The sequence below is a fragment of the Mesorhizobium sp. BR1-1-13 genome (assembly GCF_020165515.1).
In the GTDB taxonomy this organism is placed as follows: Bacteria; Pseudomonadota; Alphaproteobacteria; order Rhizobiales; family Rhizobiaceae; genus Mesorhizobium.
The window spans coordinates 572,367-596,884 of record NZ_JAIUIH010000003.1; the positions used below are offsets into that span (position 1 = coordinate 572,367).

28 protein-coding genes are annotated in these 24,518 nt (G+C 63.7%); 10 read left to right on the top strand and 18 right to left on the bottom strand.

Annotated elements, in window-relative coordinates:
* Positions 1–45: 45 nt before the first annotated feature.
* Positions 46–972 (bottom strand): LysR substrate-binding domain-containing protein, encoded by a 927-nt coding sequence (locus LB533_RS10465; protein WP_140637572.1) that lies wholly within the window; start codon positions 970–972, stop codon positions 46–48.
* A 113-nt stretch (positions 973–1,085) separates the two neighbouring features.
* Here LB533_RS10465 and LB533_RS10470 point away from each other — a divergent pair, with 113 nt between their 5' ends.
* Both LB533_RS10470 and LB533_RS10475 read left to right on the top strand, forming a co-directional pair.
* Entirely contained in the window at positions 1,086–1,493 is a 408-nt protein-coding gene (locus LB533_RS10470; RefSeq protein ID WP_140637570.1) for a tautomerase family protein, read from the top strand.
* 133 nt (positions 1,494–1,626) lie between these two features.
* Positions 1,627–3,849: an AMP-binding protein gene (locus LB533_RS10475; RefSeq protein ID WP_140637569.1), complete on the top strand. Its 2,223-nt coding sequence runs from the start codon at positions 1,627–1,629 to the stop codon at positions 3,847–3,849.
* A 120-nt stretch (positions 3,850–3,969) separates the two neighbouring features.
* On the opposite strand, the gene LB533_RS10480 is transcribed toward LB533_RS10475, so the two are convergent.
* From LB533_RS10480 to LB533_RS10500, 5 genes are all read right to left on the bottom strand, one after another.
* Positions 3,970–4,788, bottom strand: coding sequence for a CDP-alcohol phosphatidyltransferase family protein (locus LB533_RS10480; RefSeq protein WP_140494505.1), 819 nt, complete (start codon positions 4,786–4,788; stop codon positions 3,970–3,972).
* Between the two features lie 3 nt (positions 4,789–4,791).
* Positions 4,792–5,490, bottom strand: a complete 699-nt coding sequence (locus LB533_RS10485) for a phosphatidylserine decarboxylase (protein ID WP_140637567.1) — start codon at positions 5,488–5,490, stop codon at positions 4,792–4,794.
* A gap of 174 nt (positions 5,491–5,664) precedes the next feature.
* Complete coding sequence (locus LB533_RS10490; RefSeq protein WP_140637565.1) at positions 5,665–7,548, bottom strand: ABCB family ABC transporter ATP-binding protein/permease; 1,884 nt, start codon at positions 7,546–7,548, stop codon at positions 5,665–5,667.
* A gap of 25 nt (positions 7,549–7,573) precedes the next feature.
* Positions 7,574–7,921, bottom strand: coding sequence for an ArsR/SmtB family transcription factor (locus LB533_RS10495; protein ID WP_140637564.1), 348 nt, complete (start codon positions 7,919–7,921; stop codon positions 7,574–7,576).
* A 120-nt stretch (positions 7,922–8,041) separates the two neighbouring features.
* Entirely contained in the window at positions 8,042–9,421 is a 1,380-nt protein-coding gene (locus LB533_RS10500; protein ID WP_140637562.1) for a LysM peptidoglycan-binding domain-containing protein, read from the bottom strand.
* Positions 9,422–9,549: 128 nt separating this feature from the next.
* Between LB533_RS10500 and LB533_RS10505 the strand changes: the two genes are divergently transcribed.
* The gene (locus LB533_RS10505) at positions 9,550–10,161 is read left to right on the top strand and encodes a TIGR00730 family Rossman fold protein (RefSeq protein WP_140637560.1); all 612 of its coding nucleotides are present in this window, start codon (positions 9,550–9,552) and stop codon (positions 10,159–10,161) included.
* Between the two features lie 45 nt (positions 10,162–10,206).
* Here the strand turns inward: LB533_RS10505 and LB533_RS10510 are convergent, their stop codons facing one another.
* Positions 10,207–11,103, bottom strand: a complete 897-nt coding sequence (locus tag LB533_RS10510; RefSeq protein ID WP_140637558.1) for a LysR substrate-binding domain-containing protein — start codon at positions 11,101–11,103, stop codon at positions 10,207–10,209.
* A 119-nt stretch (positions 11,104–11,222) separates the two neighbouring features.
* Here LB533_RS10510 and LB533_RS10515 point away from each other — a divergent pair, with 119 nt between their 5' ends.
* Entirely contained in the window at positions 11,223–11,513 is a 291-nt protein-coding gene (locus LB533_RS10515) for a muconolactone Delta-isomerase family protein (protein ID WP_140637556.1), read from the top strand.
* Positions 11,514–11,688: 175 nt separating this feature from the next.
* A complete protein-coding gene (locus LB533_RS10520) occupies positions 11,689–12,687 on the top strand; it encodes a transporter (RefSeq protein ID WP_140637554.1) in 999 nt (332 codons plus the stop codon).
* Here LB533_RS10520 and rarD read toward each other — a convergent pair.
* The 8 genes from rarD to cysS form a co-directional block, all read right to left on the bottom strand.
* Positions 12,665–13,591 carry an EamA family transporter RarD gene (gene rarD, locus LB533_RS10525; RefSeq protein WP_140637553.1) on the bottom strand — a complete coding sequence of 309 codons (927 nt, stop codon included), beginning with the start codon at positions 13,589–13,591 and terminating at the stop codon, positions 12,665–12,667. The genes LB533_RS10520 and rarD overlap by 23 nt on opposite strands.
* 83 nt (positions 13,592–13,674) lie before the next feature.
* Positions 13,675–15,291 (bottom strand): citramalate synthase, encoded by a 1,617-nt coding sequence (cimA, locus tag LB533_RS10530; RefSeq protein WP_224556809.1) that lies wholly within the window; start codon positions 15,289–15,291, stop codon positions 13,675–13,677.
* A gap of 187 nt (positions 15,292–15,478) precedes the next feature.
* The gene (pip, locus tag LB533_RS10535; RefSeq protein ID WP_140637549.1) at positions 15,479–16,438 is read right to left on the bottom strand and encodes a prolyl aminopeptidase; all 960 of its coding nucleotides are present in this window, start codon (positions 16,436–16,438) and stop codon (positions 15,479–15,481) included.
* Positions 16,435–16,911, bottom strand: coding sequence for a GFA family protein (locus LB533_RS10540; protein ID WP_140637548.1), 477 nt, complete (start codon positions 16,909–16,911; stop codon positions 16,435–16,437). The genes pip and LB533_RS10540 overlap by 4 nt, the downstream gene beginning before the upstream one ends.
* Complete coding sequence (locus LB533_RS10545) at positions 16,908–17,399, bottom strand: GFA family protein (RefSeq protein ID WP_140637547.1); 492 nt, start codon at positions 17,397–17,399, stop codon at positions 16,908–16,910. The genes LB533_RS10540 and LB533_RS10545 overlap by 4 nt, the downstream gene beginning before the upstream one ends.
* A 6-nt stretch (positions 17,400–17,405) precedes the next feature.
* Entirely contained in the window at positions 17,406–17,792 is a 387-nt protein-coding gene (locus LB533_RS10550) for a VOC family protein (protein WP_140637546.1), read from the bottom strand.
* Positions 17,789–18,193 (bottom strand): endonuclease domain-containing protein, encoded by a 405-nt coding sequence (locus tag LB533_RS10555; RefSeq protein WP_281407096.1) that lies wholly within the window; start codon positions 18,191–18,193, stop codon positions 17,789–17,791. Before LB533_RS10555 ends, LB533_RS10550 begins: the two co-directional genes overlap by 4 nt.
* Positions 18,194–18,261: 68 nt before the next feature.
* Positions 18,262–19,710 carry a cysteine--tRNA ligase gene (gene cysS, locus LB533_RS10560; RefSeq protein ID WP_224677140.1) on the bottom strand — a complete coding sequence of 483 codons (1,449 nt, stop codon included), beginning with the start codon at positions 19,708–19,710 and terminating at the stop codon, positions 18,262–18,264.
* 416 nt (positions 19,711–20,126) lie between these two features.
* Between cysS and LB533_RS10565 the strand changes: the two genes are divergently transcribed.
* A complete protein-coding gene (locus LB533_RS10565; protein ID WP_140494544.1) occupies positions 20,127–20,282 on the top strand; it encodes a hypothetical protein in 156 nt (51 codons plus the stop codon).
* A 65-nt stretch (positions 20,283–20,347) separates the two neighbouring features.
* Here the strand turns inward: LB533_RS10565 and LB533_RS10570 are convergent, their stop codons facing one another.
* Positions 20,348–21,124 carry an SOS response-associated peptidase gene (locus LB533_RS10570; RefSeq protein ID WP_140637544.1) on the bottom strand — a complete coding sequence of 259 codons (777 nt, stop codon included), beginning with the start codon at positions 21,122–21,124 and terminating at the stop codon, positions 20,348–20,350.
* 122 nt (positions 21,125–21,246) lie between these two features.
* Between LB533_RS10570 and LB533_RS10575 the strand changes: the two genes are divergently transcribed.
* From LB533_RS10575 to LB533_RS10590, 4 genes are all read left to right on the top strand, one after another.
* Positions 21,247–21,681: an NUDIX hydrolase gene (locus LB533_RS10575; RefSeq protein WP_140637543.1), complete on the top strand. Its 435-nt coding sequence runs from the start codon at positions 21,247–21,249 to the stop codon at positions 21,679–21,681.
* A 62-nt stretch (positions 21,682–21,743) separates the two neighbouring features.
* Positions 21,744–22,118, top strand: coding sequence for a TIGR02301 family protein (locus LB533_RS10580; RefSeq protein ID WP_140637542.1), 375 nt, complete (start codon positions 21,744–21,746; stop codon positions 22,116–22,118).
* Positions 22,119–22,503: 385 nt separating this feature from the next.
* A complete protein-coding gene (locus LB533_RS10585; RefSeq protein ID WP_008874920.1) occupies positions 22,504–22,761 on the top strand; it encodes a hypothetical protein in 258 nt (85 codons plus the stop codon).
* A gap of 69 nt (positions 22,762–22,830) precedes the next feature.
* Positions 22,831–23,625, top strand: coding sequence for a hypothetical protein (locus LB533_RS10590; RefSeq protein ID WP_181169225.1), 795 nt, complete (start codon positions 22,831–22,833; stop codon positions 23,623–23,625).
* A gap of 20 nt (positions 23,626–23,645) precedes the next feature.
* On the opposite strand, the gene LB533_RS10595 is transcribed toward LB533_RS10590, so the two are convergent.
* Both LB533_RS10595 and LB533_RS10600 read right to left on the bottom strand, forming a co-directional pair.
* Positions 23,646–24,002 (bottom strand): nucleotidyl transferase AbiEii/AbiGii toxin family protein, encoded by a 357-nt coding sequence (locus LB533_RS10595; RefSeq protein WP_348641682.1) that lies wholly within the window; start codon positions 24,000–24,002, stop codon positions 23,646–23,648.
* A 236-nt stretch (positions 24,003–24,238) separates the two neighbouring features.
* On the bottom strand, positions 24,239–24,466 hold the full coding sequence (locus LB533_RS10600; RefSeq protein WP_140637540.1) for a hypothetical protein: 228 nt from the start codon (positions 24,464–24,466) through the stop codon (positions 24,239–24,241).
* Positions 24,467–24,518 lie beyond the last annotated feature (52 nt).

The following is a 24,518-nucleotide window of genomic DNA, read 5'->3' on the forward strand; positions in this document are numbered from 1 at the left end:
GCAGACGGACCACCCCCCGAGTCCCCCCAAACCCCTCGGTCCGTCCTACTCCAAGCCGACCGCAAGGTCGGCTTTTTCTTTGGCCCCGCGCCTGACGATGGACGGCTCTCTGCCAAAAAGCCCTGGTAGAGCCAGGCCGGCGCCGAGCAGTGCGCCTAGATCCCGCGCCGGGCTCTCGGCGTCGGCGCGCAGCCGGACGGCGAATTCAGCAACGGGCACGGGCGGCAGGTCAAATGCGTGGGGTGCTTCGACAATCCCGGAATGGGCAAAGCGTGCGGTGCGCAGCGTCAGCGCAATGCCGGCATTGACCGCCGTGCGCAGGCCGGCCAGGCTGCCGCTGCCGGCCGCGATGCGATAGCGCCGGCCGGCCGCATCGAGCGCCGAGATCGCCGCTTCGCGGAAGCCGCAATGCGGATCGAGCAGCGCAAGCGGCAATTCGTCCTGTCGCGCAGCCAGCCCTTTCTGCGAACAGAGCCACATCATCGGCTCGCGCAGCATGCCGATTTCGTCCGGCGTCGCCGCTTGCCGCATAACGATCGCCAGATCCAGGCTACCGCCCTGAAGGGCGTGCGCCAGCTCGGCGGAGCGGCCGACGCGCAGCTCGATCCTGACGCGCGGATGGCTTTCGGCGAAGGCACGCAGCAGATCGGGCAAGCCGCTGTCGGCGAAATCCTGCGTCGTGCCGATCGCGATGCGTCCATCGGCCTTTGCGCCCTTCAAGCCGAGCCAGGCTTCACGATGCGCTGCAAGGATACGCCGGGCATAGCCGACAAGCTCCTCACCGGTCGGCGTCAGCCCGCGGCTCCTGCCCTGCGGCGCCAGCAGCGGTTCGCCGACAGCCTCTTCCAACCGCTGCATCTGCGCCGTCACAGCCGACGGTGAACGGCCGACAACGGAGGCCGCTTGCGCCAGCGAGCCACTGTCGGCGAAGGCGAGGAATGTCCTCAAGAGGTCGGGATCGAGCATTTTCATAGTTCGATATTATCGAACTATTTTTTGAAAACAATTCGATTTTCATGACTCATGATTGGTGACATGGTTGCGTCATTGGCTGACAGAGCCCGCCAGAACCAAGGAGAAGGACAATGCCCATCATCAACGTCAGCGTCACCGGAACGCCCGACGCCACGCTGTCCGCCAGGATCGCCAAGGAGGCCACCGAACTCACCGCCACACACCTCCGCAAGGATCCGACCATAACGGCGGTTGCCGTTTCCTACCTCGATCCGCAGCACTGGTTCGCCGGCGGCACATCGCTGGCCGAGCATGGGACCAATACGTTCTGGCTCGACATCAAGGTGGTCGACGGCACCAACACCAAGCTCGAGCTGGAAGCCTATCTCAAGGCGATCTTCGCCGCCTTCGGGCGCCTGCTCGGGTCCGTGCACGAGGAAAGCTACGCCTTCGTGCACGAAGTGCCGGCCGCCGCCTACGGTTATGGCGGCAAAACGCAGGAATTCCGCTTCATCAGCGGGAGACTGAAGACGGCGTAGAAGATGCCGCTTTTGCCCTCCCTTCGTGAGAGGCGGCAGGAGGCCTCCTCATTGACCTTGCCCGCACATCGTCTAGGTTCTTGCCGAAGCGGCCGCAGAGCCGAGGTGCAAGGACCGTTGGGAGAGACGCGGCATGATCCTGACACTGGCGCTGCTTGCGGGTCTGGTCGTGGCCTGGCTGCTGATCGGGGTGATGGAAAAGTTCCGCCTCGGCCTGCGCTTTACCCAGGCGCTGCTCTACGTGCCGTTCAAGCTCGCCTACCGGATCAGCGACAGCCGCATCGCAATCGCGCGCGATGCGGCGGCGCCAGTCATCTATGTCATCTCACATCAGTCGCACTTCGAACCGGCGCTGATGCTGTCGCTGCTGCCTGACGACACGCTGCACATCCTCGACGGAGCCTCGGCCAGGGCGCCATGGCTGGAGCCGTGGCGCGAGCTTGGCCGCACCATCGCCTTCAACGCCGAGCACGTCTTCGTCAGCCGCAGGCTGGTGCGCGTGCTGAAGGGCAAGGGCCGGCTTGCCGTCTACCTGCCGGACGCGGTCGAGCCCGACGTCAAGTCGTTCCGGCTGTTTCGCGCTGTCACCCGCATCGCCATGCAGGCCGACGCCCGCATCGTGCCGATCTTCGTCGGCGGCGCCCGCGACCTTCCTGTCTCGTTGACACCGGCCAGCATCGCGCCACGGCGCTGGTTCCCGCGCCTGTCGATCAGCGCATTGGAACCAATGACCATCGCCGAGCTGGTGGCGCGCATTCCCGACCAGGCTTCGAACACCAACGCGCTGTTCGACCGCTTCTCCGAGGCGCGCTTCGCAGCCGCCGATCTCGATCGCGGCCTGTTCCTGGCCATGCGTGACGCCGCAACCAGGGTCGGCGCGTCGCATCCGATTATCGAGGACGTCGTCTCGGGCGCGCTGAGCTATCGGAAACTGTTTATCGGCGCGCGCGTGCTGGGCAGGCGTTTCGAGGCGGTGACGGCGCCCGGCGAAGCGGTCGGCCTGCTCCTGCCCAACGCCAATGGCGTGGTGCTGTCCTTGGTCGGGCTGCTCTCGGCCGGGCGGGTGGCCGCGATGATCAACTATACCGCGGGTCCGGCCAGCATTACCGCGGCCATCCGCACGGCGGTGATCCGCACGGTCGTCTCCTCCCGCGCCTTCATCGAGAAGGCCGACCTCGGCGATATCGTGACGGCGGTCGAAAAGGGCGGCGCGAAGTTTCTCTGGCTGGAGGATACACGCGCAAGCGTGACGGCGCTGGAAAAGCTTACCGCCGCCTTGCTGTGGCGCTGGCCGCTGCAGCGTCAGGACGCAGCCAAACCCGCGGTCATCCTGTTCACCTCCGGTTCGGAAGGCACGCCGAAGGCGGTGGTGCTGTCGCACAAGAACCTTTACGCCAACGCCATGCAGGCGGAAGCCCGTGTCACCATCTCGCCGGCCGATATCCTGCTCAACGTGTTGCCTGTGTTCCACTCCTTCGGGCTGACGGGCGGCACCATCCTGCCGCTGGTCACAGGCGTAAAACTGTTCCTCTACCCCTCGCCTCTCCACTACAAGATCATCCCCGAGATCGCCCGTAAGGTGAAGCCGACGGTCATGTTCGGCACCGACACTTTCCTCGCGAACTACGCGCGCACCGCCAAGGACGGCGATTTTTCCAGCCTGCGCTTCGTCGTCGCCGGCGCCGAAGCGGTAAAGCCGGAAACCCGCGGCGCCTATCGGGAGCGTTTCCAGGCCGAGATCATCGAAGGCTTTGGGCTGACCGAGGCCGCGCCCGTGGTTGCCGTCAACACCGCCATCCATAGCCGCGACGGCACCGTCGGGCGGCTGCTGCCGGCCATCCGCATGAAGCTCGAACCCGTCGAAGGCATCGAGGGCGCCGGCCGGCTGTGGCTCGACGGCCCGAATATGATGATGGGTTACATGACCGCCGACCGGCCGGGCGAATTGCAGCGGCTGGAAGGCTGGCACGACACCGGCGACATCGTTTCGGTCGACCGCGAAGGCTTCATCACCATTCGCGGCCGGGCCAAGCGTTTCGCCAAGATCGCCGGCGAGATGGTGTCGCTGGGTGCGGTCGAGATGCTGGTCCAGTCGCTGTGGCCGGAAGAGCGCCATGCCGCCGTGGCAGTGCCCGACAAAAGGCGCGGCGAGCGCATCGTGCTGGTCACCACCGCCGACGATGCGAGTGCCGAGGAACTGCGCCAATTCGGCAAGAAAGCCGGGGCGGCCGAACTGATGGTGCCCAACGACATCGTCAAGGTGGAAGAGATCCCGGCGCTGGGCTCAGGCAAGACCGACTACGTGTCGGCCCGCAAACTGGCCATCGATCGTCTGGGGCTGAGTGCGGCGGCGTAAGTGAAGAGGCCAGAGGGGGCCGTCTCACCTAAATCGCGGACCCGGGCGCAAAGCGCTGGCGTTCAATGCGCCCTCTGTCGCCTTCGGCGACATCCCCGCCTCAAGAAAGCGATAACAGCGCTATCCGATATCCGAAGGCGGCACCTGCTCCCCTTCCAGCCTGGCGCGCTTCGAATAGGCACGCACGCTGAAGGGCAGGAAGAGGAGATAGCCGGCGACGGAGGCCGTCAGCGTGTACCAGGGATAGGTCATCAAGAGCAGGATGTAGAGCACGACGCCCAGGATGACCGGCAATACCTTGTCACCCGGCACCTTGACGCTCTTTCCCGAATAGACCGGCAAACGGCTGACCAGCAGGAAGGCGACCAGGACGGTGAAGCCGGTGGCGATGAAGGCGGCCGGGCGGCCGGGCTCCAGCCCAAGCCGCAGGAAATACAGATAGAGCGGCAGCATCACCAGCACGGCGCCCGCCGGCGCCGGTACGCCAACGAAATATTCGGTCTGCCATGCCGGCCGCTCGGCCTTTTCCTCGTCAAGAACATTGAAGCGGGCGAGCCGCATGCCGCAGGCGATGGTGAACAAAAGGGCGGCAATCCAGCCCGGCGATCCCGCGCGGTCGAGCAGGAAAGCGTAAAGCACCAGCGCGGGCGCGACGCCGAAATTGACGATGTCGGCTAGCGAATCCATCTGCGCGCCGAATTTCGACGTCGCTTTCAGCATCCGCGCCAGCCGGCCGTCTATGCCGTCGAGAAACGCGGCGAGCAGCACCATGACCACCGCGGGCTCGAAGCGGTTCTCGAAAGCGAAGCGGATGCCGGACAGGCCGGCACAGATGGCGAGCACCGTAACCAGATTGGGCAGCACCATGCGCATCGGGATTTCGCGGATGCGCGGGCCGCCGCTGGCATGCGCCTCGAATTTCTTGAACGGCGCGCCCACCGGTCAGGATATCCGCACGAGAGGCGTGGCGGCGACACCGCCGAATTCCGCCAGCACCGTTTCGCCGGCAACCGCCGTCTGGCCGACGGCCACGCGTGGTGTCGCCGCCTCCGGCAGGAAGACATCGACGCGCGAACCGAAGCGGATCAGGCCGAAACGTTCGCCTATGGCGATCGAGCCGCCGGTCTCGGCCCAGCAGACGATGCGCCGCGCCACGAGGCCGGCGATCTGCACCGCCGCGACGGTGCCGTTGGGGCTGTCGATGACCAGCCCGTTGCGCTCGTTCTCGGTGCTTGCCTTGTCGAGTTCGGCATTGAGGAACTTCCCGGGCCGATGCTCTATACGGGAAATCTTGCCGCGCACCGGGGCGCGGTTCACGTGGCAGGAAAAGACGTTCATGAACACCGATATGCGGGTCATTTCGGCATTGCCGAGGCCAAGCTCGCGCGGCGGCACGGCCGGGCCGACCGCCGAGATGACGCCGTCGGCGGGGCTCACCACCAGACGGTCATCGACCGGCGTCACCCGCTCGGGATCGCGGAAGAAATAGGCGCACCAGGCGGTGAGGATGAGCCCGATCCAGAACAGGATCGAGGAGAAATAGCCGAGGAAAAGCGTGCCCGCGCCGAAGGCGACGATGAACGGATAGCCCTCGCGATGGATCGGTACGAACGCGTTCTTGACCGTATCGACAAGGCTCATGGGATGGGGCAGTCCCTGTTTCAGGTCCGGCCTCAATAACCGAAACACCCTCTGCCCGCAACGCGACAATGGGGAAGGGTGTTCCAGCTTGGCAAATACGGCGCCAGTACCCTTCAAGCGTCTCGGCGCTATGCGCCGATCCACCTTCTTCCACGAGGAGAAGGAAAGCGGCCGCTAAGACAGCTCCGACGTGCGCCTGCGCACCACTATGCCCAGTTCGTCGCTTTCGCGAGCGATGCGCAGACGCTCCTCGGCTTCGGTCGCCTCGCGCTGGCGGTCCCACATCGAGGCGTAAAGCCCGTGCTTGCGCATCAGATCGGCATGGGTGCCGCGTTCGGCGATCTGGCCGTCCTTGAGCACGATGATTTCGTCGGCCGTGATCACCGTGGACAGCCGGTGGGCGATGACGATCGTGGTGCGGCCCCGGCTGACCAGGTCGAGCGCGGCCTGGATCTCCTGTTCGGTATGGCTGTCCAGCGCCGAGGTCGCCTCGTCGAGCATCAGGATCGGCGGCGCCTTGAGGATGGTGCGGGCAATCGCCACGCGCTGCTTCTCGCCGCCGGAAAGCTTCAGACCGCGCTCGCCGACCATCGAGCGGTAGCCTTCGGGCAGCCGTTCGATAAAGGGGCCGATCTGGGCGAGTTCGGCCGCCTTGCGCACCTCCTCCTCGCTGGCGCCGATGCGGCCGTAGCGAATGTTGTAGGCGATGGTGTCGTTGAACAGCACGGTGTCCTGAGGCACCATGCCGATCGCCGCACGCAGGCTCTCCTGCGTCACCTCCCTGACATCCTGGCCGTCGATCAGTACCTGGCCCGACTGGATGTCGTAGAAGCGGAACAGCAGCCGCGAGATGGTCGACTTGCCCGCGCCCGAAGGACCGACGATGGCGACCGTCTTGCCGGCCGGCACCTCGAAGCTGATGCCTTTCAGGATCTTGCGGTTCGGATCATAGGAGAAATGCACGTCGCGGAATTCGACCTTGCCGGCTTCGATCGCAAGGGGCCTGGCACCGGGCTTGTCGACGATCTCCTGCGGCACGTCGAGCAAGTCGAACATCTGCTCGATATCGGTGAGGCCCTGGCGAATCTCGCGGTAGATGAAACCGATGAAATTGAGCGGCACCGAGAGTTGCATCAGCATGGCGTTGATGAAGACGAAATCACCGACAGACTGCGTACCGCGCTGCACTTCGAGCGCGGACATGCACATGACGATGACCGTGCCCAGCCCGTAGATGACGCCCTGGCCGAAATTCAGCCAGCCGAGCGAGGTCCAGATCCTCGTCGCCGACATCTCGTAACGCGCCATGGAGCGGTCGAAGCGCTCCGCCTCCATGGCCTCGTTGTTGAAATATTTAACCGTCTCGAAGTTGAGCAGAGAGTCGATCGCCTTGGTGTTGGCGTCGGTGTCGCTGTCGTTCATGTCGCGGCGGATCGAAATGCGCCAGTCGCTGGCGCGAACCGTGAACCAGACATAGAGCCAGACGGTGACCGCCACCACGGCTACGTATTTCCAGCCATAGGTGTAGGCGAAGATGCCCGTGGTCAGCGCGAATTCGAGGATGGTCGGCGCCGTGTTGAGCATGATGAAGCGCACGATCGTCTCGATGCCCTTGGTGCCGCGCTCGATGATGCGCGACAGGCCGCCGGTGCGCCGCTCGAGATGGAAGCGCAGGGACAACTGGTGCATGTGGACGAAGGTGCGGAAGGCAAGCTGGCGCACCGCGTACTGGCCGACGCGGGCAAACAGCGCGTCGCGCAACTGGTTGAAGCCGAGTTGCACGAGCCGCACGACATTGTAGGCGACAACCAACATGACCGGGGCGAGCAGGAAGGCGGGCAGCGGCGGCGTCGATTTGCCGTCGCCGGCCAAGGCGTCGGTCGCCCATTTGAAAAAATAGGGTCCCGCGACCAATGTCAGTTTGGCAACCACCAGCAGAATTGTCGCCCAGGTGACCCGCGCCCGCAGATCGGCACGGTCCGCCGGCCACATATAGGGCCAGAGGTTAAGCAGCGTCTTGAAGGTCGGGGAATCGGCGGAGACGGTTTTTTCGGCCACTTTTCTTGCCTTTTGGGTGAGAGGGTCAGCGGCTGGTCGAGCAGGAAACGACGAGCGCGCTCAGCGAAGCCGACACGCCGGCAAGCGCGGCGTGGTCGACCTCGTAGCGCGAGCGCTGGCGGTCAGGCGCGAAGCGCACCAGCCCCGCCTCGACCAGGATCTTCAGATGCTGCGAGACGGTCGACTGGGCGAGATCGAGATGGTCGACGACGTCGCGACAGCAGCAGAAACCGCTGGCGGACAGGCGTTTCAGGATCTCGATGCGCGCAGGGTGCGAGAGCGCGGCGAGGCGGGCAGCGATGGAGTGGCTGTCGGTGGTGCAAGATGTTGGCGCGCTCGTCGCGCGGTCCGGTTCAGGCAGGGATTCGGTCATCGTTCATCGGCGATAGACGATGAACGGTGACGAGGCAAGCTGGCCGGATGGGGAGATTGCAGGCGGAGGTTGCGAAGGATCGGCTGCGGAGCGGCTTGCAGCCGCCCCGCGGACGCTTGCCTACTCCGTCTTCGCCGAATGCGTCGTCATCTGGTCACCCATCGCCTTGAGGTCGGCGGCCTCACCTTCCTTCGACCGAGGCGGGACCTTGAACACCTGTCCCGGCCAGATGCGGTCGGGATTGCGGATCTGGTCCTGGTTGGCGAGATAGATGGTCGAGTAGCGCATGCCATAACCGTAAACGCGCCGCGAAATCCGCCACAGCGTGTCGTGACGGCGGATGATTACGGCGCCGTTGGCATGTTCGAGCTTAGGTGAAACGGTCTCGGCCACATCGGAAGGCGGCGTGGCCGCTGCATCGGCCGGAGCCGGTTCCGCCGGGTTGGGCGCGACAGCGGCGGGCGCTTCAGCGGCAGCCGACGGTTCGGCAGGCTTTACATCGGCCGCCTTGGATTCGGCAGGCGCGACGGCGGCGACCGCCTCGCCCGGTTCGCGCTCGAACGGCACGGCGGCGCGGGCCACCACCTTCACCCCGTCGGCATCGAGCCCATCGACACGGATGGTGTAACTGCCGACCGGCACGTCCCGCCTCGCCTCAACCAGGAAATGGCCATCCGGCGATGCCTGCGCTTCGCCAAGCAGGATATCGTTGGCATAGGCGCGCACCTTGCGGCCCGGGTCGGCGAGGCCGGCGACAAAGATCTTGCTGCCGTCAATCTCGACCGCTTCGACGACGATCTTGGGTTCGGCCACGGAGGGCGCGGGCGGCGTTGTCGGCGCCGCAGGAGCAGGCGTTGTTTCGATGGCGGCGGACGTGCCTGGCGCCGGAGCCGCGGCTGCAGGCGCTTCCGGTGTTGTCTGCGGCTGGGGTACGGTCAGCAGTTCGGCCGGCTTGCCCGGTTCCTCGACCATGGCCAGCACCTGGCCGCTCGCATTGGCGGGGATGGAGACGACGGCCGTCTGGGCGGAAGCGGTCACGACATCGCCGGCGGTGGAGCGCAAGGCAATCGTATAGTCACCGGGCTTCAGCGGATCATCGAGCACGATGACGAAGGCGCCATCCGGACCGGCGACCGTCGAGCCGATCACGGTCGAACCGTTGAGGATCTCGACTTTTGAATTGGGCGCGGCATTGCCGGCGACGACGATCGAACCATCGCCTTCGACGCGCACCACGTCGAAGGTCGGGGCGATCGGACCCGCGACGGCAGGCGCGGTTGCCTCCGAGGTGGGAGCGGCCGGTACCGCGGCCTGCGGCAGCCGCGCTTCCGTGCCCGGATTGGCCGGCTTCGGCGCCACAGGCGGAGCCTGCGCCGCGACGTCCGCCGGCGGCGTGCGATTGAAATATGGGTCGAGCGCGCCCGACACATAGGCGGTTCCCGCAACCGCGACGGTCCCACCCGCCGCGAACAGAAACGCCTTCAACGGATTGATCGCCATCTACTTCCCTGCCCCTTAGCCACCTAACGCCGGTCTAGCCTGTTTTACCATCACCGACAAGAAAAAGCCCGGACTTCTCGGCGCTTAGGGCTTGACCGCGCTTTCAGACCCAATCACCAATCATCGGCATGAATACGATTCGATCCGTCTGCGTCTATTGCGGCTCGTCTCCGGGCCGCGATGAAACCTATGCCAAGGCTGGTCACCTGCTCGGGCGATCGCTTGCGCGCTCCGGCCTCAGGCTGATCTATGGCGGCGGCACCAAAGGCATCATGGGCGCCGTCGCTGAAGGCGCGCTCAAGGCCGGCGGCAAGGTCACCGGTATCATTCCCCGCTTCCTGATCAACAGGGAAGCAACCGAAACCGCGCTAGACCGGCTCGACGAGCTCGTGATCACCGAAAACATGCACGAGCGCAAACATAAGATGTTCGAGAAATCCGACGCCTTTGTGGCATTGCCGGGCGGCATCGGCACAGTCGAGGAGATCGTCGAGGTCATGACCTGGGCGCAACTTGGCCATCACCGCAAGCCGATCGTCTTCGGCAATGTCGGCGGATTCTGGGATCCGATGCTGGCGCTTATCGACCATATGGCAACCGAAGGCTTCATTCACACCGCACAGCGGGTCAAGCCGCTGGTCGTCAATGACCCCGAGGCAATCGTGGCCGCCATCATGGTGGCAGGCTCCTCGGTCGATGCGCCGACGGAGGGCGTGCAGGCGGTGATAGACAAGATGTAGGGGAGTAGGGGAGTAGGGGAGTAGGGGAATAAGCGAAGACAGCACCTACTGCCCTACTGCCCTACTCCCAGCCTGCCGCAGATCAGCGATTACCGCCCGCCGATCTTGGCGCCGCCAGGCGAGATGGATCGAGACCTTGCGCTCGAACCATGGCAGGTCCCGAAACAGGATCCCGGGCGGCGCGGCGATGCGCAGGCTCAACTGGACGGTGGCAAGACCGAGGCCGGCGCTGACAAGGCCGAGCGAGGTCAACGGGTCCGCCGTCTCATAGGCGATATCGGGCAGGAAACCCGCCTTGGCGCAGGCGGCCAGGAACTGGCCGCGATTGGTGTCGTCGGGCTGGCGCACGACGGTGATCCAGACGCGGCCGTCGAGATGGTGCGGCTGGATATCGGCCACTTCGGCGAGCGGATCGCCTTCGGGCATCGCCAGCGCCAGCGGCTCGTGGCGCAGCGGCATGCTGGCGACATCGGGATCGTCCGCGGCGGGCGGCGAATAGACCAGGCCCAGATCCAGCGACCGCTGCCGCAGCGCCTCGATCTGCGCCGCCGAGCGCAGGCTTCTCAACTGGAGATGAAAATCCGGCCGGTCGCGGCGGAACTGGCGCAGCATCGCGGCGACAAGCCCGGCGTGCACGGCGCCTTCGACATAGCCGATGGCAAGACGCCCGACAGACCCGCTGGCAAGGTTTCGACCAAGTTCCTCCAGCCGGCGCGCGTTCGACAGCAGCGCGCGGGCCTCGGCGAGAAAGGCGCGGCCCTCGGCATTGAGATGGACGCGCTGTTTTACCCGTTCGAACAGGGTCACGCCAAGCTGCTGTTCAAGCTGCATGATCTGCCGGCTCAGCGGCGACTGCGAAATATGCAGCAGCTCGGCGGCGCGACCCACATTGCCGGTTTCCGCGACGGCGACGAAATATCGGATCTGGCGCAAGTCGAACATTTTTTGCTCCGCGGCATCAAGTCTCCAAATGTCTCAACTTTAGCCTAATCAGTCTTGGACAGTCTGACCATCCAGCGCGATACCTGCCGCCATCAACCGCTGACAAACAGGAGACCGACATGCAGTTCTTTGCCCTCCTCACCCGCAACACCGAAAAGTTCACCGACGCCGATTTCGCGCCGCTGCTACCCGGCGAGGCCGAGCAGCGGCGCACGCTCTACGCCCAGGGTGCGGTTCGCCAGGTCTGGAACCGTGGCGACTTGCCCGGGAGCGGCATGATGTTCGAGGCGGCCAGCGATGCCGACGTGCGCAGTCATCTCGGCAGCTTGCCGCTGGTCAAGGCCGGCATGATGGACATTGCCGCAATCGTGCCGCTGAACCCCTATCCCGGGTTCGGTCCGAAGCGCTAAGTGTGGCAGTCGCAATGCGGTGGCGGCGAAAGGCGCGGCCGCACTGACGCGGCCGCTCGAGAGAGTGTGATCGGCTGTCAAGGAACCGTCACACGAAACCCCGCCGCCCGTGCTAGATGTTGCGATCACGCGCCGCCACGCGGTGCCATGCTCGAAATATGCATCCGGCACTACCATGGATACTGCTCTCGCCCCGGAAGGCACCGACCTGTCGCCCTACCTGCCAGACGAGCATGGGCTGTTCTTCATCTATCATTTCACCGCCGACGGCCTGCGCACCAAGGATGCCGCCGGCGCGCAATGGACGTGGCGCAGCTACCAGCTTTCCGACATGCGCGCACGCCACGAGATCGCCGCCGAACAGGCCCTGCCGGCGCCCGTGCGCGAGGCCTTCCTGTCCGCCAGCCATGGCTGCCACATCGACCTCGAGGATGACTGGCTTTATGGCGACCTGCCGGACCTGCGCCACGACTACTCGGCGGAAGCCGGCGGGCTCGGCCATTTCCGTTTCGCCCTCAACGACACCATGCTGGTCGGCGCCCGCAAGAAACCCTTGCAGTCGGTCGACAACATCCGCAAGGCGATCGAGAACGGCTCGCGCAAGTTCCGCTCGCCGGCCGAGCTGATCGAGGCGGTCGTGGGCCAGTCGTTCGACGGCATGGCGGTTGAACTCGCTGCACTTGGCGACAGTCTCGACGGCATCGAGGACCGCATCGTCTGCGACGCATGGCACAATGAGCGGCAGGCGCTCGTCGATGCGCGCCGGCACCTGGTGGTGATCCACCGGCAGATGGCGACGCTGACCAATCTGTTTCGCCATCTCGACCATTCGCACCGCAACGACCTGCCCGATTCGATCAACGACATGGCAGCACGGCTTTCGCACGGCGCGCAGACGCTGCACTATGATGGCGAGCAGTTGCAGGCGCGCGCCAGGCTGTTGCAGGACGAGCTGATGGCCAAGCTGACGACGCAGTCGAACCGGCTGCTCTATGTGCTGTCGGTGATGACCGCTGTGCTGTTGCCGATGACGATCATCTCGGGCCTGTTCGGCATGAATGTCGGCGGCTTGCCGCTGGTCAACACGCCGATAGGCTTCTGGGTGGTGACCGCGGTTTCGATGCTGATCGCCGGAGCGACCTATCTCTTCGTCAGGCGGCTCGGGCAGATGTAGCCCGGCGCGCCGTCGCCAGCATCGACCAGGAATACATGGCCAGCGCCGCCCAGATCAGGGCAAAGGCGACAGCCTGGGTGGTGTCGAACGGCTCTTTGAAGATCAGCACGGCGATCAGGAACACAATGGTCGGCGCAATATATTGCATGATGCCTATGGTGGAGAGACGCAAAAGCCTGGCGCCGAATGCGAACAGCAGCAGCGGCACCGCAGTCACCGGCCCGCAACCGGCCAGCAACGCCGTATCGACGCCGTTGCCGGAAACGAAATGGTCCTGGCCGGTGGCGATCAGCCAAGCGATATAACCCAAGGCCGGCACCGACAACAGAAGCACTTCAAGCAGAAAACCCTGGCTCGGGCCGATCGGCAGCGTCTTGCGGAAGAAGCCGTAGGCGGCGAAGGAAAAGGCCAGCGCCAGCGACACCCATGGCAACTTCCCAGCCTCGATCGTCAGCACGGCGACCGCGATCGCCGCAAGCACCACGGCCGCGATCTGCAGCCGGTCGAGCCGCTCGCCGAGCAGCAGGGCGCCGACGACGACGCTGACAAGGGGATTGATGTAATAGCCAAGGGCGGTCTCGACAGTGCGGTCGACGGCGATCGCCCAGACGTAGACGCCCCAATTGACCGAGATCAGCGCCGCCGTCAGCGCCGCCATGGCGATGGTGCGGGGCGAGCGGATTGCCGCCTTGAAATCCGCCGTGCGGCCGGCCCAGACCAGAACCGCGGCGGCGATCGGCACCGACCAGACGATGCGGTGGGCGATCACCTCGGCAAGCGGCAGATGCGCAACCGCTTTCATGTAGAAAGGCAGCAGCCCCCACAAGAGATAGGCACCCAGCGCCAGCAGGAAGCCGCGGCGGGCTTTTGAAACTGCGTCCTGGGTAATTGCTTCAGCGGCCATGGCCCAACGCTATGGCCCAGTAACCTTGGCAAGACCATCGCAAAGTTCTGATGGATCAACGGACTTTCGCTGATGGTTCAAACTTACTCCGCCGCCACCAGACCCGCCATGTCCCGGTTCTTCATCAGCTTGTAGATAATGGAATCCATCAACGCCTGGAACGAGGCGTCGATGATGTTTTCGGAAACACCAACCGTCCACCAGCGGGCACCGGTCGTATCATGCGATTCGATCAGGACGCGAGTGATCGCTTCGGTGCCGCCATTGAGGATACGCACCTTGAAGTCGGCGAGTTCCAGATCGGCGATTTCGCCCTGGTATTTGCCAAGATCCTTGCGCAGCGCGATGTCGAGCGCATTGACGGGGCCGTGCCCCTCGGCCACCGACATCTTCTCCTCGCCCTCGACCAGCACCTTGACCACCGCTTCCGACACCGTCTTCAACTGGCCATTGGCATCGAAGCGGCGTTCGATCATGCAACGGAACGAGGTGACGTGGAAGAACTCGGGCAAGCCGTGCAGCATCTTGCGCGCCAGGAGCTCGAAGGAGGCGTCGGCGCCCTCATAGGCGTAGCCGGAGGCTTCGCGCTCCTTGACCACCGATATCAATGCGTCGAGCCGGTGATCGTCCTTCGGCACATCGATGCCGCGCCGCTTCAGCTCGGCCAGGAAATTGGCCTTGCCGCCCTGGTCGGAGACCATGACGCGGCGGCGGTTGCCAACCGCTTCCGGCGGCACATGCTCGTAGGTCGCAGGTTCCTTGGCGAGCGCCGAAGCGTGGATGCCGGCCTTGGTGGCGAAGGCGGAAGCGCCGACATAGGGCGCCTGCGCCTCCGGAGCGCGGTTCAAGAGTTCGTCGAAGGCGCGCGACAGGCGCGAAATGCCAGTCAGCGCCTCGGCGGAAATCCCCGTCTCGAAACGATCGGCGAAGGCCGGCTTCAGCGCCAGCGTCGGCACGATGGAGATCAGATTGGCATTGCCGCAGCGTTCGCCAATGCCGTTCAGCGTGCCCTGGATCTGGCGCACGCCCGCTTCGACCGCGGCCAGCGAATTCGCCACCGCCTGGCCGGTGTCGTCATGGGCATGGATGCCGAGATGGTCACCGGGAATGCCCGCGGCGACGACCCTTTCCACGACTGCGCGTACTTCCGAGGGCTGCGTGCCGCCATTGGTGTCGCACAGCACCACCCAGCGCGCGCCGGCATCATAAGCGGTCCTGGCGCACGCCAGCGCATAGTCCGGATTGGCCTTGAACCCGTCGAAGAAATGCTCGCAATCGACCATTGCCTCCTTCCCCGCGGCAATGGCGGCCTCTACCGAAGCCTTGATGGACTCCAGATTCTCCTCGTTGGTGCAGCCGAGCGCCACACGAACATGATAGTCCCAGCTCTTGGCGACGAAGCAGATGGCGTCCGACCGCGACTGGACGAGTGCGGCAAGTCCAGGATCGTTGGAAGCCGACACCCCCGCCCGCTTGGTCATGCCGAAGGCGACGAACTTTGCCTGCGCGGTGCGCTTTTCCCTAAAGAAGGCCGTGTCGGTCGGGTTGGCGCCGGGGTAACCGCCCTCGACATAGTCGAGGCCGAATTCGTCGAGCAGCTTGGCGATAGCGATCTTGTCCTCGACCGAGAAGTCGATGCCGGGCGTCTGCTGACCATCGCGAAGGGTTGTGTCGAAGAGGTAGAGGCGTTGCTTTTTCATCGTCCTGTGGGCGCTTGAACGCCCCCCTCTGTCCTACCGGACATCTCCCCCTCAAGGGGGGAGATCGGCAGTTCGAATGTCCCGCCATCACCTGCGGCGCTGAAAATTTGCGAAACCCTGGGTGATGGCCAATCTCCCCCCTTGAGGGGGAGATGGCCGGCAGGCCAGAGGGGGGTGAGCGCCGACATCAGTTTTTCCCCGCAAACCCATCCGTGGCCCGGATCAGCCGGTCCAAGATACCCGGCTCGGAATAGGCATGGCCGGCGCCCTCGATCAGGTGAAAGTCCGCCTTCGGCCAGGCCTTGTGCAGCGCCCAGGCGTAGCGTGCCGGGCACGGCATGTCATAGCGGCCGTGGACGATGGTGCCGGGAATGTCCTTCAACTTCCAGGCATCGCGCAGCAACTGCCCCTCCTCCAGCCAGCCGGCATGGACGAAGTAGTGGTTCTCTATGCGGGCGAAGGCGATAGCGTAGTCGTCCTCACCAAACGGTCCGCTGGTCTCCGGCTCGGGCAAAAGCGTGATCGTCTCGCCCTCCCACAGGCTCCAGGCGCGGGCCGCCTCGATCTGCGCGTTTCGGTCGGAGCCCACCAGCCGCTTGCGATAGGCCGCCATCATGTCGCCGCGCTCGGCCTCGGGGATCGGCGCCAGGAAGCGTTCCCACTTGTCGGGAAACATCTCGGAGACGCCGAACTGATAGTACCATTCGAGCTCGGGGCGAGTCAGCGTGTAGATGCCGCGCACAACGAGCTCACTGACGCGTTGCGGGTGCGTCTCGGCATAGGCGAGCGCCAGCGTCGAACCCCAGGAGCCGCCGAAGACCAGCCATTTATCGAAGCCGGCCATTTCGCGCAGGCGCTCGATATCGGCGACCAGGTGCCACGTGGTGTTGGCCTCCAGCGAGGCATTCGGCGTCGACTTGCCGCAACCGCGCTGGTCGAACAGGATGACGTCGTAGAGAGCGGGATCGAACAGCCGCCGATGCTTTGGCGAGATGGTGCCGCCCGGCCCGCCATGCAGGAACACCGCCGGCTTGGCGCCTTTGGTGCCGGAGCGTTCCCAATAGACCTGGTGGCCGTCGCCGACGTCGAGCATACCGCTCTCGAAGGCTTCGATCTCGGGATAAAGCGTGCGCAGTTCAGAGCTCATAGTTGCAAACCTTTGGACGGCCAGTCCGTCGTTTCATGGTCGGGATGCTGGAAGGAGATGATCTGCTCCTGCCTTGCGTAATAGTCTGGATCCTGGTGGACGGGCTGATCGAAGATCGTCTCCACCCAAGGCAGCCGCGCGGCGTAATTGACCTGGATCTGCGGCGCCAGGTCGGAGCGATCGTCGAAGGCGCCGATGGCGATCTCCAGGCCGCCGGGCTGGCGGTAGGTCAGCGGCGTGCCGCAGCGGGCGCAGAAACCGCGATCGATGTTGACCGAGGACTGAAAATAGCTCGGCTCCTCACGGGTCCATTCGACGCCGTCCTTCGGCGCCGTCACCAGAGCGCCGAAAAAGGAACCGAACTGTTTCTGGCACATGCGGCAGTGGCAGATGGACGGGCGTCCAAGCTTGCCCTTGATGCGGAAGCGAACGGCGCCGCACTGGCAGCCGCCGGTTCGAATGGTCTCGCTCATGATGTTTTCTCCGGCGGCCATTGCTCGGTGTCGTGGTCGGGATGCTGGTAGGAGACAAGCTCTGCCAGATAGGGGGCCGAACCCATGTCCGCCATCGTATCCTCGCCCGGCAACTTTGGAATGGAATCGACGTAAGGCAGCTTTGCCTCGGTGCCCCATTGGATGGTCGGCGCGATATCAGCCGGAGCGTCGAAGGCGGCAATCGCAAGCGCCATGCCGTCCGGCGCCTCGAAAGTCAGCGGCGTTCCGCATTCGGCGCAGAAGCCACGCCAGGCAGCGTTCGACGAGCGGAAGCGCTTGGGCTCGCCGCGCGTCCAGTCCACCTTGGCGCCGCGCACCGAGACCAGCGGAAGGTAGAAATTGCCGCTCGCCTTCTGGCACATGCGGCAATGGCAGACCGAGGCATCGCCGAGTGCGCCCTCCACGCGAAAGCGCACGGCGCCGCACTGGCAGCCGCCGGTGTAAACCGGCCGGTTATCGAGGCTCATGGCAGGTCACTCCGCATCATGGCAGACGGCCTCGACATTGTTGCCGTCTGGATCGAAGACGAAGGCGCCATAGTAGTTCGCATGATAGTGCGGGCGCAGGCCCGGCCCGCCATTTTCCTTGCCGCCGGCGGCAAGAGCGGCAGCATGGAAAGCATCGACCTCGGCGCGGCTGCGCGCGGTGAAGGCGACGTGCTGGCTGGCCTTTTGCCCCGCCTTGCCTTCCTGGAGCCAGAACACCGGCCGATCGCGGCCGTAGCCACCGACCTTGGCGCCCCCGGTATATTCCAGCGGCACCATATAGAGCAGCGAGGCGCCAAGCGGCGCCATCGCCTTGTCATAGAAAGCCTTCGAAGCGTCGAAATCGGCAACGTCGATGCCGAGATGGTCGATCATGGAACGAACTCCTCCCGTGCTTCCTCCGGCACATCTGCGATGGCCAGGCCGGCCGCAATCACGATATGCTGACAGACATTGTCGATATCGCGGATCACGTCATCGTTCCAGAAGCGCAGGATGATCCAGCCGAGTGCTTCCAGCTTGGCGGTACGCGCCGCATCCGCCTCCGAGGCTTCGGCCCTGGCGTGTTGGGAACCGTCAATTTCGATGATCAGTTTTTTGCTCGGACAAGCAAAGTCGACGATATGGTCGGCAATGGGCATTTGGCGTCGAAACGCCAGCCCCATGAGGCGGTGTGCGCGTATCTCATTCCAAAGCTTCAGTTCCGCATCGGTCATAGCTTTTCGCATCTTGCGCGCGTTGCCACGATTGAGGGGAGATACAGGATGATGGGTCACGGCGAGGCGCCCCCCTCTGAGGGCGCCTCGCGCTGCCCTCTCGATTCCTGCTGTGTGAGCAGCCACCCTCACCGCTTCACCTCCCACGTTGTCACGCGCGCGCCCGTGACCGGGTCCTTCCCGTCCTTCAGTTGCACGCCTTGCGCCAGCAGTTCATCGCGGATGCGGTCTGCCTCGGCCCAATTCCTGGCGGCGATCAATTCCAGGCGCCTGGCGATCGCCTTGGCGACCGCGGCCTCGTCGACCTTGGCCGCCCCGACATCGAAACCCAGGAAGGCAAGGGCACCCTTCAGCGAGGCCGCTGCGGCGTTTTCGCGATTGCCGCTGAAGTCGACCGCCTCGCCGGCCAACTGGGTCAAAACCTGGAAGGCGGCGTAGGTGGCGAGATCATCCGACAACGCCTGCACGACCTCGGCCGGCAATTGCCCGACCGCCGGCGCCAGATCGGCCGCGCGTTTCCACTTGCGCAGCGTGTTCTCCGCTTCCTCGAGCTTGCGCACGGAAAAGTCGATCGGTTCGCGATAGTGCGTCATCAGCATCGCCAGCCTGAGCACCTCGCCGGGCCATTTGCGGCCGCCGAATGTTTCGGTCTCCAGCAACTCGTTGATCGAGTAGAAATTGCCGAGGCTCTTCGACATCTTCTGCCCTTCGACCTGCAGGAAGCCGTTGTGCATCCAGATGTTGGCCATCACATCGGTGCCGTGCGCGCAGCGTGACTGGGCGATCTCGTTTTCGTGGTGCGGGAAGATCAGGTCGAGACCGCCGCCATGGATATCGAAGACCTCGCCCAGGTAGGCGGCGGACATCGCCGAGCATTCGATGTGCCAGCCCGGCCGGCCCCTGCCCCACGGGCTCTGCCAGCCCGGCTCCTCCGGGGACGACAGCTTCCACAACACGAAGTCGCCAGGATTCTTCTTGTGCGCGTCGACGGCAACGCGAGCACCCGCCTGCTGCTCGTCGAGATTTCGCTTCGACAACTGGCCGTAGTCGGGCATCGAAGCGGTGTCGAACAGCACTTCGCCTGCGGCAACATAGGCATGGCCGCGTTTGATCAGGCTTTGAATCAAGGTGATCATGTCTGCCTTGCCGTCGGCGCGGGGCTCGACGAACTCGGTGGCGCGCGGCTCGACTGTCGGCTCCAGGCAGCCGAGCGTCGCGACGTCCTTGTGGAACTGGCCCGCGGTCTTCTCCGTCACCCGCCTTATCGCCTCGTTGAGCGACAGTCTGCCGGCTGATATCTCGCTGCCGAAATCGCGCAGTGCGCGTGCGTTGATCTTGTCGTCGACATCCGTGATGTTGCGCACATAGGTGACGTGCGTCTCGCCATAGAGATGGCGCAGCAGCCGGAACAGCACGTCGAAGACGATTACCGGCCTGGCATTGCCGATATGGGCGAAGTCGTAGACGGTCGGACCGCAGACATACATGCGCACGTTCAGCGCGTCGATCGGGACGAAATCCTGCTTCGCGCGCGTCAGCGTGTTGTAGAGGCGCAGGCCCTTCGATGCGTCAGACATTCCATGCCTTTCCGGTTCAGAACTTTTGCCTGGATGAAGCCAGTTCCGCGCCGAGGCGCAAAACGGACTCCAGCCTGCTGGCCGGGGCGTTTGTCCAATCTAGGGGAAGATGAGGCGAAAACGTCCGGACCAGCGCGAAGCTAGCCAATAATGCAAATGCCACAAATGGCGAAAGACGTTTTCATAGGCGGCTTTATCGCCTTGGCCAGTGTTGCCGTCAAGTCGCTTATCCCGAGAAAAACGACGCCAGAACTGGCAAATGCGTCGCCCGATCACACGGAATCAGCCACTGAAACATTTTATTAAACATGTCGGCACAGTCATGAAACATACGCCGGCTAGATCAACCTGCGTCACGATTTGGTCGGATTCGGCCGCCAAACGCAGACACGGAAACGTTATCTGGGAAGAGACACATGCCTCGAAGCAAGCAGGAAGCCAACCGCGCCAAGCAACCAGCGCTGGCAAACCATTATCGCGCAATCGGCCCGGCCGCGATCGTCGCCGCCCTGCTCCACACCGCGAAAAAGAAAAAGCCGGTGCAGAAAATCGTATCGCCCCGCGCTGCCTGAAGCAGTGCGCGATCGGCCCAAGGGCCCGAACGAGGCGCCATACCGCACCTCGAACAGAGTTCCTGCTAAAACAGCGTCATCTGACTGTCGTCCGCGCCGGGTTTCGGGCGCTTGACCTTCTCGGGCTCGGGTCCGATCTCCCCCTTCTCCTGAATCTCCGGCCCGGTGTTGGCGACCTTGTTGACGAGGTCGGAGACCGGAATCGCTTCGAAGAAGTCGCGCTGCGCCGGTCGCAACAGGTCGGCGACGTCGCGCGGCTCAAGTCCGCGGCAATCGAGCCAGCGGGTGAAGTCTTCAGGTGCGATCACCACGGGCATGCGGTCATGGATATGCGCGATGTCGGCATTAGCCTCGACCGTCAGAATGGCGCCGGTGTCCAACTCCGAGCCGCCCGGTTCGGCATAGGTTTCAACCAGCCCGGCAAAGGCGACCAGCCCGCCATGCCGCGGCCTGATCCAGTAAGGCTGCCCCTTCCTGCCGCCCACCTCTCCGGGCCGCGCCTGCCGCCATTCGTAAAAACCTGATGCCGGCACCAGCGCCCGGCGATGACGCATGGCGGCTTTGAACGAAGCCTTTTCGATTACGCCTTCGGAGCGTGCGTTGAACAGCAGCGGAAATTCGCTGACATCCTTTACCCAGGCGGGGATCAGGCCCCAGCGCACCAGCATCGGCCAGCGGTCCGGCAGGTTGGAACCCGGCGTTCGCGGCGGGCCTGAGATCGCCATCAGCACCGGCTGCGTCGGCGCTATATTGTAGCGCGCAGGAAACTGCTCCACTTCCGCCAGGCCGAGGAAAGCGGCTGTCTGGTCCGGTGTCGCGGTCAAGGCAAAGCGTCCGCACATGTCTATCGATCCTGATGTCCGGCCTAGAAAGTGGCGATGGAACAGCAGCACTGCAACCGTTAAAGCTGTCTGGCGTCGGCCGGTCCACAACAGGCTGCCGAAATCGGGGTGATCGGATATCCATGGACGAAGTGCGAAAAGTCATTCCCGCGGTCTCGGTCGCCGTTGTGCGCGGCGACGCCGTGCTTCTGGTCAAGCGGGCGCGACAACCCTCGCAAGGGCTCTATGCGTTCCCGGGCGGCAAGGTCGAAGCCGGTGAGACGCTGGAACAGGCGGCACGGCGCGAACTGCTGGAGGAGACGCAATTGCAGGCCGAAAACTATCGGCGGCTGCGCGAAATCCTCCTCGACGGCACGCTCGACGGCCACCCGGTCGACTACCAGCTGACGGTGTTCGGTGCGGTCCATGCCGGCGGCGAGGCCGTGGCCAGCGACGACGCCGAGACCGCCGCCTTCTACACGCTGGTCGAAATGGCTGATCTGCCGCTTGCCGGCTCGGTGCTCGCGGTCGCCGAGGAACTGCTCGGACGGCCGTCGCAAAACCCTGAGCGCCCCTGAAATCCGGAATTCGCCCGGCACAATCGCCTTGCAGGCGGCAAATTGTTTGGCCAGATTGACTTATGCGTTGCCTTCCTCTCCTTCTCGCGACATGCCTCGCCGTCAGCACCGTGGCGGCACGGCCGGCGTTCAGCGCCGAGGCACCCTTCGAACCGGGGCTGATGCGGCTAGCGGAAGTTCTGGGATCGCTGCATTTCCTGCGCAATCTGTGCGGCGAAAAGGGCGACCAGTGGCGCGGCGAGATGCAGAAGCTGCTCGAATCGGAAAACCCGGATCCGGAACGGCGCGCCCGCTTCATCGCCAGCTTCAATCGCGGCTACCGCTCATTCGGCGGCACCTACACGCAATGCACCGCGTCGGCGACCGAAGCCATCGGCCGCTACATGAAGGAAGGCGAGACCCTGTCGCGCGACATCGCCTCGCGCTACGGCAACTAGCGCATGTCGCCCAAAGCGCCCTCGCAAGAGCGCATCCGGCCTTCATCAACAGATATCCGGTCCATTGCCGGCGGCTACGAGCATATCCAGCTTGTGTCGAGAACTGTCATGGTGCAATCCTTGTTGCGCTTATGCAACAGCGTTAATGAAACGTTAGCGCGCGTATGTGGAATTAACTCAAACTGAAGGTTTTCACCCCGCAGGCACGCCTAATCGGCTAAGTTTGAGCAGGATTGAATGCAGCTTCGCAAGCGCAACCGGCCTCCTGTAAAGAACGATCAAAAAAATGTCGTATTTACAAAGACTTATTTGCGGCTGCGTGTAAACGGAACAGATCAAGCCTGATCCATCGACGGATCGCTGCTTGCAAGGGTGGACATCGCTTATGGAACATGGTGTCAACGACATCGACGCGCTGGTCAGAGAAGAAAAGCGCCTGACCGCGGTGGAGAGCCACAGCGAGGCCTGGGCCGAAGGTCTTTCGGCAGGCATAGAACCCGAGATCATCGCCGAAGCGGCGCTTGAAACCGCGTTCGGCGAAATGCTGCGCGCCAACGGCGAGACATCGGCCCTTGCCCTGCTCGACCGCATGCGTGAAAAGGTGATTGCTGGCGCCTTCGAACCCGAACGGCTGCGGCACTGAACCGACGTCCGGTTCTTTGACGGCAAATGCCGCTCGGGCATCATGCCCGGAAGCAGGGAGAAACGGGCAGTGGATTTTTCGATGTCAGGCAAGCCGCGCGGCTTGGTCCTTTGCATCTGTTTCGCCGCGTGCAGTGCCGCGATTCCCTTGGTTGCGTGTCTGACAAGCAGCCCCGCTTATGCGCTGAGCGAGATCAAGCGCGAAGAATTCCCGTCGCCGGTCCAACCGATGGTAGACGACGACGTATCGTCGCCGGGAAGCACCGTGCCGATACCCGATCCGGTCGGAACGCCATCTTCGACCAGCCAGCCAACCGCCCCGGACAAGGCCGAGCCGGTCACCCCGCCGAACGGCGACGGTGCCACCAACAGGCCGCGCGTCGATCCCGACGCGCCCACACCGGAGGTCGTCTACGATCTCGGCAAGCTGCCCGAACCGGTGCGGCGCATGCATGACCTGATCATCGAAGCCTGCGCGAGCGGCGACATCGAAAGACTGAGGCCTTTGATCGGCAAGGGCGACGGCATGACCCAACTGTCGCTGACCGACATAGATGGCGACGCCATTACCTTCCTCAAGGGACTCTCCGGCGACCAGGATGGCCAGGAGATTCTTGCCATACTGGAGGAGGTGCTCAATGCCGGCTATGTCCATGTCGATGCCGGGACACCACAAGAGCTCTATGTCTGGCCGTATTTCTTCGCCCTGCCCCTGGACAAGCTCGACGCCAGGCAACGGGTCGAGTTGTTCAAGATCGTCACCGCGAGCGACTTCGACGATATGAAGCAGTTTGGCGCCTACATCTTCTACCGCGTCGGCATCACGCCCGCTGGGCAATGGACGTTCTTCGTCGCAGGCGACTGAAACGTCGGGCAGGCGAGTGCCTATTCGTGCGGATCGTCTCGGCGAATGCCTGCATCGGGCCATAGGCGGATAGCTTCATCCCGAAGAGCCGAGATCGCCTTTGCGGCCATGTCGGGATTCATTTGCAGGACTTCGGCAGCGTTGCGTAGCTCGTCCTGGTCCTGAAGCTTGTTTGCGACCCAGGCAACCTTGTTCTGGATATCAGGGCCGTAGGCGGTCTGCGCCTTGACGCGAGCCTGCGCCGGGATCCTTCCATAGATGCCAATCAAGATCCCAAGATCGATGGCATCGCGATACGCGGTCGCGCGATCCTGACACCGATCGGCATTGGCCAGCAGCTTCTCGGCAAACATGTCCGCTGCAACGAGGACAGGCACCTTTAGATCATTGTCGATATGACCTTGAAGTTGGATGCGCCCTTTACTTCGAATTTGATCGGTTGGCCCTGCAATCTTACGATTGTCCTCAAACCATACTGATCGATCTGGAAATCTCGGACGGCTTCGACAGCGATGATCCGGTGTTCGGGCTTCTTGAATTCCTTCATGATTTCCGCTCGCGTATGTTCTTGTGAATATTCCAGTTGCGGAGAAATCAGGAAGGAAACGAAACCTCAGCCAGTGGCCAAAAGAATGCCCTGGCCGAATTTTTCCGCCAGGTTCCGGATAAGCAGCCTTTCAGATGTTGTAAGGCGCTTTTGATCGACAAACCGCCAGTTTCGCTCGTAGATGGCGAAAGCTTCCTCTGCAGGAATCGGGCGCGTTGCATCGCGGCTCCAGACGAGTGCGTGTAGCTCCGGAAACTCAGCGGGGACAATCATTGGCGTGATATCTGTGCGCATAACCCCACTCAATTCAGTGGATCGTGCCTAAGAAATCCAACGATGTGAAATG